Annotated in this window: 7 protein-coding genes; all 7 read left to right on the forward strand. The window is 69.9% G+C overall.

What is annotated here, in order from left to right; translation table 11 throughout:
* Window positions 1-167 precede the first annotated feature (167 nt).
* Window positions 168-1,163, forward strand: a complete 996-nt coding sequence (locus ACIQRW_RS26820) for a carbohydrate ABC transporter permease (protein WP_403764748.1) — start codon at window positions 168-170, stop codon at window positions 1,161-1,163.
* On the forward strand, window positions 1,160-2,056 hold the full coding sequence (locus ACIQRW_RS26825; RefSeq protein WP_403764750.1) for a sugar ABC transporter permease: 897 nt from the start codon (window positions 1,160-1,162) through the stop codon (window positions 2,054-2,056). Before ACIQRW_RS26820 ends, ACIQRW_RS26825 begins: the two co-directional genes overlap by 4 nt.
* A 97-nt stretch (window positions 2,057-2,153) precedes the next feature.
* A complete protein-coding gene (locus tag ACIQRW_RS26830) occupies window positions 2,154-3,836 on the forward strand; it encodes a glycoside hydrolase family 13 protein (protein ID WP_403764752.1) in 1,683 nt (560 codons plus the stop codon).
* A 99-nt stretch (window positions 3,837-3,935) separates the two neighbouring features.
* Complete coding sequence (gene pulA, locus ACIQRW_RS26835; protein ID WP_403764754.1) at window positions 3,936-7,286, forward strand: pullulanase-type alpha-1,6-glucosidase; 3,351 nt, start codon at window positions 3,936-3,938, stop codon at window positions 7,284-7,286.
* Window positions 7,287-7,740: 454 nt separating this feature from the next.
* Window positions 7,741-10,305: an alpha-amylase family glycosyl hydrolase gene (locus ACIQRW_RS26840; protein ID WP_403764756.1), complete on the forward strand. Its 2,565-nt coding sequence runs from the start codon at window positions 7,741-7,743 to the stop codon at window positions 10,303-10,305.
* A gap of 189 nt (window positions 10,306-10,494) precedes the next feature.
* A complete protein-coding gene (locus tag ACIQRW_RS26845) occupies window positions 10,495-11,082 on the forward strand; it encodes a redoxin domain-containing protein (RefSeq protein ID WP_403764758.1) in 588 nt (195 codons plus the stop codon).
* Between the two features lie 6 nt (window positions 11,083-11,088).
* The coding region (locus ACIQRW_RS26850) for a cytochrome c biogenesis CcdA family protein (RefSeq protein WP_403764759.1) at window positions 11,089-11,867 on the forward strand (779 nt) is incomplete at its 3' end.

An 11,867-nucleotide genomic window follows, 5' to 3' on the forward strand; every position in this document is an offset into this window, starting at 1 on the left:
TCGGGTCTGGTGGGCACGAAGGCGGGCCTGTACATGGCCGCCGCCGTGGCAATGTGGCTCCTGCCGCACTACTCCACCTCTTGCGGGCGCGGCCCGGCCGCCCCGCCGCCCGGGGGCGCCCGGCCGGGTAGTGCCTGTCGATCCCTCCTGCCACACCGAGGTACACCATGACCATCGCCGTCGGGGACGAGCCGGCCCGCGCACACCGGCGGGGCCGAGGCCCGGGCCCACTGAAACGCCTGACGAACTCCTACGACCAGTATTGGTACGCGTGGGCCATGTGCCTGCCCGTAGTCCTGGTCCTGGGAGCCGTTGTCGCCTACCCCCTGCTCCAGGGCATCTACCTGACGTTCACCGACGCCACCAGCGAGAACGTCGGACGCACGATCGGCGTCAACGACATCCCCGATTCCTTCTCGTGGGTCGGGCTGAAGAACTACGCGGAGATCCTGACCGGGTCGAACAACCAGTTCTGGCCGCACTTCACGTGGACGGTGATCTGGACCGTCGCCTGCGTCGCGCTCACGTACTCGATCGGTCTCGCCCTGGCGATCGCCCTCAACCGACGGTTCCGGGGCCGAAGCCCGTACCGGATGCTGCTGATCCTGCCGTGGGCGGTGCCGTCGTTCGTCACGGTCTTCGCGTGGCGGCTGATCCTCGCCGACGACGGGGTGGTCAACCAGGTCCTGGGAGCGATCGGGGTGGCCGGCCCTTCGTGGCTGAGCGATCCGATGGCGCAGAAGGTGGCCGCGATCGGCGTCAACATCTGGTGCGGCGTGCCGTTCATGATGGTCTCGATGCTCGGCGGTCTGCAGTCCATCCCCAAGGAGCACCACGAGGCCGCGTCGATGGACGGCGCGAACTCCTGGCAGCGGTTCGTCCACGTCACCCTGCCCGGACTGCGCCCGGTGAGCAGCACCGTGATCCTGCTCGGCGTCATCTGGACGTTCAACCAGTTCAACGTGATCTTCCTGCTGTTCGGCGGGAACAGCGACAGCGTCCAGATCCTGGTCACCTACGCCTACCGCCTCTTCTTCGGCCAGCAGCCCCAGGACTACGCCCGCTCCGCGACGGTCGGCATCATCTGCCTGTCGCTGCTCGTGGTCTTCACGAGCGTCTACCGGCGCTGGCTCAAGCGCAACGACCAGGGGGTTCTGGCATGACCACGATGAGCACCCCAGTGCCGAGCGCGCTGACCGACAAGGCGCCACGCCCCGGCCGCCCGCTGGGCAAGCGGCGCCGCTCGGCGTCAGTCAGCCTGCACGCCGTCCTGAGCGCATGCGCGTTCATCGCGGTCTTCCCGATCCTGTGGATCTTCTACATCTCGCTCGGACCGGACAAGAACGACTACCAGCATCCCTCGCGCATCCTGAGCGACCCCACCCTCGACAACTACTCGCACGTGCTGCAGAACACCGGCTTCGGCACCTGGATGGTCAACTCGCTCATCGTCGCGTTCGGCACGATGCTCATCGGCGTCCTGATCGCCGCGAGCGCCGCCTACGCCGTCTCCCGGATGAGGTTCCTGGGCCGCGGCGCGCTGATGTACACCTTCCTGCTCACGCAGATGTTCCCGGTCGCCGTCCTCATGGTCCCGCTGTACAAGATCATGGCGAGCCTCGGGCTGCTGGACACCTACGGCGGCCTGGTGGTCATCTACTGCTCCACCGCGGTGCCGTACAGCGCCTGGCTGCTCAAGGGGTACTTCGACACGATCCCGGTCGACATCGACGAGGCCGGCCGGATCGACGGCCTGACGCCGTTCGGCACGTTCTGGCGGCTCATCCTCCCCCTGGCCCGCCCCGGGCTCGCGGTCGCCTCGTTCTACACCTTCATCACCGCCTGGGGCGAGGTCGCGTTCGCCTCGAAGTTCATGCTCACCGAGGAGAAGTACACCCTCGCCGTGGGCCTCCAGAGCTACATCAGCCAGTTCAACTCCCAGTGGAACTACCTGGCGGCCACCTCGGTCCTCATCGCGATCCCGGCCGCTGCCGTGTTCTACGTCGCGCAGAAGCACCTGGTGGCCGGCCTCACCGCAGGCGGCACCAAGAGCTGACAGGCCCCTTCCGGCCCCGCACCGCTGCAACCGCTTCTCCCCGTACCGCACACCCCACGCCGGCGCGTCATGCGCCGCTGCCCGGAGGACTGCCTTCATGACCGAGTCTGCCGACCCCGCGACGACGCCCCCGCTTCCCGCCCGTACGGCGGACTGGTGGCGTGAGGCGGTGATCTACCAGGTCTACCCCCGCAGCTTCGCCGACGCCGACGGCGACGGCATGGGCGACCTGCCCGGCGTACGCAGCCGGCTGCCCTACCTGCGCGACCTGGGTGTGGACGCCGTCTGGCTGTCCCCGTTCTACGCCTCCCCGCAGGCCGACGCCGGGTACGACGTCGCCGACTACCGTGTCGTGGACCCGATGTTCGGCGACCTGGACGACGCCGTCGCCCTCATCGACGAGGCTCACCGGCACGGGCTGCGCATCATCGTCGACCTGGTCCCCAACCACTGCTCGGACCAGCACGAATGGTTCCAGCGTGCGTTGCGCGAAGGCCCCGGATCCCGCCTGCGCGAGCGGTTCCACTTCCGCGACGGCAAGGGCGAACAGGGGCAGGAGCCCCCCAACGACTGGGAGTCGATCTTCGGCGGTCCCGCGTGGACCCGTACGAAGAACCCCGACGGCACCCCCGGACAGTGGTACCTGCACCTCTTCGCCGCCGAACAGCCGGACTTCAACTGGGACCACCCCGCCGTCCGGGACGAGTTCGCCTCCATCCTCAGGTTCTGGCTGGACCTCGGCGTCGACGGCTTCCGCATCGACGTCGCCCACGGCATGGTCAAGGCCGAGGGCTTGCCCGACCTCGGCAGCCTGGAGCAGACCAAGCTGCTGGGCGCCAACGCCAGCCCGAGCTTCGACCAGGACGGCGTCCACGAGATCTACCGCAGCTGGCACACCATCCTCAAGGAGTACGACGGCTGGCGCATCGGCGTCGCCGAAGCCTGGGCACCCACCCTCGCCCGCACCGCGAACTACGTGCGCCCCGACGAACTGCACCAGGCGTTCAACTTCCAGTACCTGGCGACCTCCTGGCAGGCCGGTGCCCTGCGCACAGTCATCGACGAAACCCTGGACGCCATGCGCGACGTCGGCGCCCCCGCCACCTGGGTCCTGTCCAACCACGACGTCACCCGGCACGCCACCCGCTTCGCGAACCCGCCGGGCCTGGGCACCCAGATCCGTACTCCCGGCGACCCGGAGCTGGGCCTGCGCCGGGCCCGCGCCGCCTCCCTGCTGATGCTCGCCCTGCCCGGCTCCGCCTACGTCTACCAGGGCGAGGAGCTCGGCCTGCCCGACGTCACCGACCTGCCCGACGAAGCCCGCCAGGACCCCGCCTACTTCCGCGCCGCCGGCCAGGACGGCTTCCGCGACGGCTGCCGCGTCCCGATCCCCTGGACCGTCGAGGGCCCCTCGTACGGATTCGGTACGGGCGGCAGCTGGCTGCCCCAGCCCGCCACCTGGGCCGGACTCAGCGTCCAGGCCCAGACCGGTCAGGACGACTCCACCCTGGAGATGTACCGCACCGCCCTGGCCGTCCGCCGCACCCACCCGGCCCTCGGCGCCGCCGACAACCTCCGCTGGCTCGACAGCCCCGGCGATGTCCTGATCTTCCAACGCACCGACGGCGACACCACCTTCACCTGCACCGTCAACCTGACCGGCGCCGCCATCACCCTGGCCGTACCCGGCCGTCTGCTCCTGGCCAGCGCCCCCGTCCAGGCCACCGCCGAGCAGGCGGTCCTGCCGCCGGACACCACCGCCTGGTGGACCACCGGCTGACGCCCCCGGCGAACCCCGATCACCGGCCGGCCCCCGCACAACTCAGCGGCGGGGCCCGGCCGGACCCATATCCGCCCACGCGACACCATGAGGTGCCCGATGCATCGCTCCCTGTCCCGTCCCGGACGCAGACGTTCCGCCCGCGCGGCGGGCCTGGCCCTGCTCCTCGCCGCGACCGCCGCCGTCGTACCCGCTTCCGCCGCCGGAGAGGTGAACCCCGCGCCACCGCAGGCTGTCGCCATAGCCGCCGACTTCGACCAGCAGATCGGCTGTGCCGGCGACTGGGCCCCTGACTGCGACCAGGCTCAGATGCGGCACCGCCCCGACGGCAAGTGGTCGCTGACCGCCCGCCTCACCGCCGGGACGTACTCCTACAAGGCCGCTCTCGACAGGAGCTGGGCCGTCAACTACGGGCTGAACGCCACCCTCGGCGGCGCCAACATCCCGCTCACGGTCCCGGCCGGAGGAGCGGAGGTCACGTTCGTCTACGACCCGGTCACCCACTGGGTGACCGACACCCTCAGCACCACCCTGGCCACCGCGATCGGCGACTTCCAGAGCGAACTCGGCTGCGACCGGGACGAGGCCACCGACTGCCTCGCCTCCTGGCTCACCGACCCCGACGGCGACGGCATCGCAACCTTCACCACCACGACCCTGCCCGCCGGCACCTACCGGGCACGCCCCGCCCTCGGCCTTCCGGCCGCCGCCGAAGGCGCCGGTACATCTTTCACCGTGGCCGCCGACGGCGCCGCGACAACGTTCAGCCACAGCGCCTCCTCCAAGGTCCTGGACGTCTACCCGGGCCCGGCCAAGCCGAGCCTCGCACCCCGCTCCGCGTACTGGCTCGCCCCCGACCTCATCGCCTGGGACCTCGGCACCCGCCCGCAAGGCAGCACCTACCAGCTGGCGGCGGCACCCGGCGGCGGCCTCGCGGCCGGCGGCACCGGCATCACCGGAGGCACCGTCGTCCCGCTGACCCGGGATCCGCAGGGCCTGCCCCGGAACGTCAGGAAGCAGTACCCGCATCTCGCCGGGCTCGGCGCGCTGCGTGTCCCGGCCGAGTGGGCCGGGAAGGCACGCGACCTCCTCAAGGGGCAAGTGGCCGTCGCCGCCCTCGACACCGAAGGCAACCTGACCACCGCCACCGGTCTCCAGACGCAGGGCGTCCTGGACGCCCTCTACGCGAAGCGGGCGACCAAGGCCGAACTCGGCCCCGTCTTCCACAACGCCCGGCCCACCCTCTCCCTGTGGGCGCCCACCGCCACCGGCGTCAGCGTCGAGCTGTACGACTCCGCCACCTCCACCGCCCACCGGACGGTGAAGCTGACCCCCGACCCGCGCTCGGGCGTGTGGAGCGTACGCGGGGACCGGTCGTGGAAGGGCCTCTACTACCGCTACCAGGTGACCGTGTGGGCCCCGGCCGTGCACAAGGTGGTCACCAACCAGGTCACCGACCCCTACTCGCTGTCGCTCTCCGCCGACTCCCGGCGCAGCCAGATCGTGGACCTCACCGACCGCGCCACCGCCCCGCAGGGCTGGGAGAGCACCCGCTCACCCAAGGCGCCCGGCCCCGAGCGCGAACAGATCCAGGAGATCCACGTCCGCGACTTCTCCGTCGCCGACGAGAACCTGCCCGCCGGTAGGCGGGGCACCTACCTGGCCTTCACGGACCCGAAGTCCGGTGGCATGAAGCACCTCAGGGACCTGGTCGCCTCCGGCGTGACCACCGTGCAGCTGCTGCCCGTCTTCGACTTCGCCGGCACCGCCGAAGTACGCGCCGACCAGGCCGTGCCCGACTGCGACCTGCCCTCGATGGCACCCGACTCGCTGCAGCAGCAGGAGTGCGTCGCCTCCACGCAGGCCCGCGACGGCTACAACTGGGGCTACAACCCGTACCACTTCACCGTCCCCGAAGGGGCCTACGCCACCCGCCCCGACGGCAGCGACCGCATCATCCAGTTCCGGCAGATGGTCCAGGCCCTCCACCGCGCCGGGCTGCGCGTGGTCATGGACGTCGTCTACAACCACACCGCCGCCGCAGGACAGGCCCTCGACTCCGTCCTCGACCAGGTCGTGCCCGGCTACTACCAGCGCCTGGACGCCACCGGCACCGTCACCCGCGACAGCTGCTGTGCCGACACCGCACCCGAGTTCGCGATGATGAACAAGCTCGTCGTCGACTCCGTGACCACGTGGGCCAAGCACTACCGCATCGACGGTTTCCGCTTCGACCTGATGGGCCTGGACCCCAAGCAGACCATGCTCGACGTCCAGTCCTCCATGGCCAGGCTCACCCTCGCGCGCCACGGGATCGACGGCAAGAACTCCTACCTCTACGGCGAAGGCTGGGACTACGGCATCGTTGCCGGCGACGCCCGCTTCGTACAGGCCACCCAGAAGAACATGGCCGGCACCGGCATCGGCACCTTCAACGACCGGCTGCGCGACGGCGTGCGCGGCGGCGGCATCTCCGACGCGGACCCCCGGCGCCAGGGCTTCGGCAGCGGCCTGTTCACCAACCCCAACGGCGCCGACGTCAACGGCACTCCCCAGCAGCAGAGGACCCGGCTGCTGAAGGACATGGACCTCGTCAAGCTCGGCCTCACCGGCAACCTCGCCGACTACGCCTTCACCACCAGCGACGGCACCCGGCGTACCGGAGCCCAGATCGACTACAACGGCAACCCCGCCGGCTACACCGCCACCCCCTCCGAGGCCGTCAACTACGTCGAAGCCCACGACAACCACACGCTCTACGACGCCTACGCCCACAAACTCCCCGTCGGCACCACCCCCACCGAACGAGCCCGCCTCCAAGCCCTCGCCCTGGCCACCACCACCCTTTCCCAGAGCCCTTCCATGGCCCAGGGTGGCACCGACCTGCTGCGCTCGAAGTCCCTGGACCACAACTCCTACGACAGCGGCGACTGGTTCAACGCCATCCAGTGGGACTGCCGCCACGGCAACGGCTTCGGCCGCGGCCTGCCCCTGGCCGAGTCCAACAGCGCCCAGTGGCCCTACGCGAGGCCGCTCCTCGCCGACCCCGCACTCACCCCCGGATGCACCACGATCAAGGCGGCCGCAGCCCAGTACCAGCAGTTCCTGAAGATCAAGAAGTCGACGCCGCTGTTCGCCCTGAAGAAAGCCCGGGACGTGCAGAAGCGGCTCTCCTTCCCCCTGTCCGGCACCGCCGGTGAGGTCCCCGGAGTGATCACCCAGCACCTCGACGGCAAGGGGCTGGGCACCTACCGGTCCGTCACCGTCATCTACAACGCGACAGACACCGTCCAGCAACAGACACTGAAGACCCTGGCGGGGACCGGACAGGCTCTCCACCCTGTCCTGCAGCAGGGGCGGGACACCACGGTGAAGCGCTCGGCGTTCGCGCCCCGCAGCGGCACGTTCACCGTCCCGGCATACTCGGTCGCTGTCTTCGTCCAGCAATAGCGTTCAGGAGAAGCCCGCAACCTGGTGGGGCAGCGGCATGCCGCTGCCCCACCAGGCATGCCCACACCCGGGGGCCGGCCGGCACTCGGCCGGCGGGAAAGCGCCCCGTGAGAGCCGCCGCAGGCACTCACCGGGCCCTTCACGCTGCTTGCCCTGCCGCACGCCGCCGGCCGGAACGCCGACTGGTGCCGCCGCCGACCGGTGGGTTCGGCATCCGCCGGACGCATCGTGCGCGATCTCTTGACGGCCCTCGACTAACCCATTATTAACTTGAGTTAGCAACGGGTTAACGCGCGGTGGTCCGTCCCCGGACCTCCGTACCCCCGTGTTGCGGGCTGGGCCTGCCGCGGCCCGGCATGCGCTGACAACCCCTCGGCGCTTCACCCCTTTCGCCCGCCCGCCGCACCCGCCCGGCAGGGACGGCGGCGAGCGAGCTCCCCCTCGGAGGCACTCCTTGCACGGCACCCGCAGACGCCCCTGGCGTCGTCCAGCAAGAACCTCAGCCGCCTTCCTGGCGGCCACCGCTCTCGGCTTCGGCCTCTCACCCGCCCTGGCCACCCCCGCCGCCGCAGCCGCTCCCACGGCCGTCTCCGTCCCCGGCACGTTCAACAGCGAGATCGGCTGCGCCGGGGACTGGTCCACGGACTGCAGTCAGGCCCAGCTCACCGCCCGGACCGACGGCTCCGGAGCCTGGTCGAAGACGTTCACCCTCCCCGCGGGCGACTACGCCTACAAGGCGGCCATCAACAAGAGCTGGGCGGAGAACTACGGGGCGAAGGCGCAGCACTTCGGCGCCGACATCCCCCTGCGGATCCCGGCCGGAGGCCGCAGCGTCACCTTCGTCTACGACCCGGTCACGCACTGGATCACCGACGACATCAACAGCAAGATCGTCACCGCGAGCGGATCCTTCCAGTCCGAGATCGGGTGCAGCGCCGACTGGGCCCCGAACTGCCTCAAGTCCTGGCTCCAGGACATCGACGGCGACGGCATCTACACCTGGTCCACCGAGGCCATCCCGGCCGGCACCTACGCCACCAAGGCCGCCATCGGCCAGTCCTGGGACGAGAGCTACGGACAGGGCGGCAGCCCCAGCGGTGCCGACATCGCCTTCACCGTCCCGGAGACCGGCTCCACCGTCGACTTCCGCTACAACAGCACCACCCACGTCCTGAGCGTCCAGACCGAGGAGCCCGCAGGCCCCGCCCCGGGTGGCACCCTCGGCGCCCTGTACACCCCGGACCAGACCACCTTCCGGATCTGGTCACCCGACAACTCCCAGGTAAGCGTCACCGTCGGCGGCCAGACCCACACCATGCGGCCGGCCGACGTACACGGATACACCGACGTCTACCAGGCCGTGGTGCCCGGCAACCTGAAGAACCAGCCCTACCAGTTCCGCGTCGGCAACAACTCCGTACGTGATCCCTACGCCCGTATGGTCAAGCCCGGCACCACCGAAGGCGTCGTCGTGGACGCCGAGGCCGTCCAGCCCACCGGCGGCTGGGCCCCCAGGCCCGCCATCACCAAGCGGGAGGACGCTGTCATCTACGAGATGAGCGTCCGCAACTTCACCATCGACCCGAGCTCCGGCGTGGACAGCGCCAAGCGCGGCAAGTTCGCCGGCCTCACCCAGACCGGCACCACCCACAACGGCGCCAAGACCGGCATCGACCACCTCAAGGAGCTCGGCGTCACCCACGTCCAGCTCATGCCGTCCTACGACTTCAACAGCACCGTGCCCAACTGGGGCTACGACCCGCTGAACTTCAACGTGCCCGAGGAGCAGTTCTCCCAGTTCACCTCACCGGAGGACCGGGTGCGCGAGTTCAAGGACATGGTGAACGAGTACCACAAGAACGGCATCCGGGTCCTCATGGACGTGGTCTACAACCACACCGCCGGCAAGGGCGTACTCCAGGACATCACCGGGAAGTACTACCACGAGAGGGAGCTGTCCGGCACCGGCAACTCCATCGACGACTCGAACCCCATGGTCAGCCGCATGATCCTCGACTCCCTGGAGTACTGGGTCAGGAACTACAACATCGACGGCTTCCGCTTCGACCTCATGGGCGTCCACCAGTACAAGAACGTCGACCAGTGGGCCAAGCACCTCCAGACCACCTTCCCCGACCGCACCCTCCAGATCCACGGTGAACCGTGGAGCGGCGGGGTCGACGACCCCCAGCAGGCGGACAAGGTCCGCTACGGCACCACCCCGGCCCTCGCCGGCGGCCACGTGGGCGTCTTCAACGGCACCTTCCGCGACGCCGTCAAGGGCGGCACCCGCGACCAGGTCCTCGGCTACATGGGCGGCTCCTCCTCCAGCTCCGCCGCCTCCGTCGCCCTCGGCACGCGAGGCTCCCCCCTCGCCGTCAAGAGCACCAGCCCTCTGTCCGACCCCTGGGCCGCGGCTTTCGCCTACGATCCCGAGCAGAGCATCAACTACGTCTCCGCCCACGACGACCTCAACCTCTGGGACAAGATCACCTACTCCGGTGTCACCGGCAGCCGGGCCGCCCAGATGCACCGCCTGGGCACCGGCATAGTCCTGACCTCCCAGGGCATCCCCTTCTTCTACGAAGGCGATGAGTTCCAGCACTCCAAGGTCGTCGACGGCGACTACGAAACGGCGAAGAACTCCTACGAAGCCGGCGACGACGTCAACGCCATCCAGTGGGGCGAGAAGACGGCCAACGCCGCCACCTTCCGCTACTACAAGGACGCCATCGCCCTGCGCAAGAGCACCCCCGCCCTGCGCCTCGGCTCCTGGGACGCCGTGAAGGCGCAGATGTCCACGACCATCGACGGCTCGGTCATCGTCTCGGCGATCAGCTCCAACACCGCCGCACCGACCAGCCACGACACCATCGTCGTCCACAACCCCACCAGCAGCGCCTACGTCGTGAACCTCCCCTCCGGCACCTGGAAGAAGGTCCTCGACACCAACGGCGCCGCGAACGCCACCGGCAACACCGCCGACAGCCTCGCCGTGACCGTCTTCAAGAAGGGCTGACCGAGCGCTCGCGGCGTCCGGGGCTCCGCACCTACCGGTGTGGAGCCCCGGACCCTGTCGCGGCGGCCCGGATCACGGCGTTATCGGCACTCCCCGGCTCGCGTCACCGAACTGTAAGGGTTGTAGCGGCCGCAGGGCGGGGAGGGCGGATCTAGAGTCACTCCCATCCCGACCACACAGGAGTCCTCCATGCGGGCCCGCACTGTTCTGCCTGCCGTCCTCGCCGCCGCCCTGTTCGCCCTCACGGGATGCGGCGCGGACAGCGGCGCCGACGACGAGACGGCGGGCGCGTCCCCTCCGGGCTCGTCGTCCCCCGGGCAGCCGTCGGCCTCCTCCGACGCCGGCAGCGATGAAACCACCGGGCCCGTGGTGCCGCAGGCGCTGCGGTTCACCGCGACCACGGTGGACGGGAAGCCGTTCCAGGCCGGCGCGCTGGCGGGCAAGCCGACCGTACTGTGGTTCTGGGCGCCCTGGTGCCCCAAGTGCAAGGCCCAGGCCACAGCTACCGCGAAGGTCGCCGCCGACTACGCGGGCAAGGCCAACGTCGTCGGTGTGGCGGGGCTGGACAAGAACGAGGCCATGAAGGAGTTCGTCGCCGACACCGGGACTGGGGGCTTCCCGCAGCTCTCCGACGAGAAGGGCGAGGTCTGGAAGCGGTTCGAAGTCACCGAGCAGAGCCGGTACGTCATCCTCGACAAGGAGGGGAAGACCACCTACGAGGGCGTCCTGCCCGGAGGCAAGGGGCTGGCCGAGAAGGTCGCCGGACTGACCGGCTGACCCGCGATGACCGACCTCCCGCTCGCCCTCGCCCTCACGGCAGGCATTCTCGCCGCCGTCAACCCGTGCGGCTTCGCGCTGCTCCCCGCTTACCTCTCCCTCCTCGTCCTCGGCGACGACAGCCCCACCCGTGGTGTCGCCGTCGGCCGGGCCCTGACCGCGACCGCCTCGATCACCGTCGGCTTCGCCGCCCTGTTCGGCATATTCGGCCTGGCGATCCAGCCCGTGGCCGGACAGGTCCAGGAACATCTGCCCTGGTTCACCATCACCTTCGGCGTCCTCATGGCCGCCGCCGGTGCCTGGCTACTGGCCGGTCGCCAACTGCCCGCCCTGATACCGAAAGTGCGACGGGCTCCCGCCGTGACCCGGTCGGTCCCCTCGATGGCCCTGTTCGGCATGGCGTACGCCACCGCTTCGCTCGGCTGTACCATCGCCCCGTTCCTCGCCATCGTCGTCTCCGCCTTCCGGAGCGGCTCCAGCGCCGAAGGAGTCGTTCTTTTCGCCGCCTACGCGGCCGGTATGGGCCTGATCGTGGGCGTCGCGTCCCTGACCGTTGCTCTCACCCGCAGCACCGCCGTCAGCCATCTGCGCCGTGCCGGTGCGCTTGCGCCCCGCATCGGCGGCGGACTTCTCCTCCTCGTCGGCGCGTACGTCGCCCACTACGGCTGGTACGAGATCCGTGTCCAGCGCGACCCGGCCACCACCGACCCCGTCATCGACACCGCCGGCGCCGCCCAACGCGTCCTCGCCGACACCCTGGACACCGTCGGCCCCGCCACCCTGGC

Origin of the sequence: Streptomyces sp. NPDC091287, assembly GCF_044768525.1 — a bacterium.
In the GTDB taxonomy this organism is placed as follows: Bacteria; Actinomycetota; Actinomycetes; order Streptomycetales; family Streptomycetaceae; genus Streptomyces.

Excerpts from the sequence above, each read along its gene's own strand:
- ACIQRW_RS26820 (WP_403764748.1), top strand. The coding sequence starts at position 168 with ATGACCATCGCCGTCGGGGACGAGCCGGCCCGCGCACACCGGCGGGGC.
- ACIQRW_RS26825 (WP_403764750.1), top strand. The coding sequence starts at position 1,160 with ATGACCACGATGAGCACCCCAGTGCCGAGCGCGCTGACCGACAAGGCG.
- ACIQRW_RS26830 (WP_403764752.1), top strand. The coding sequence starts at position 2,154 with ATGACCGAGTCTGCCGACCCCGCGACGACGCCCCCGCTTCCCGCCCGT.
- pulA (WP_403764754.1), top strand. The coding sequence starts at position 3,936 with ATGCATCGCTCCCTGTCCCGTCCCGGACGCAGACGTTCCGCCCGCGCG.
- ACIQRW_RS26845 (WP_403764758.1), top strand. The coding sequence starts at position 10,495 with ATGCGGGCCCGCACTGTTCTGCCTGCCGTCCTCGCCGCCGCCCTGTTC.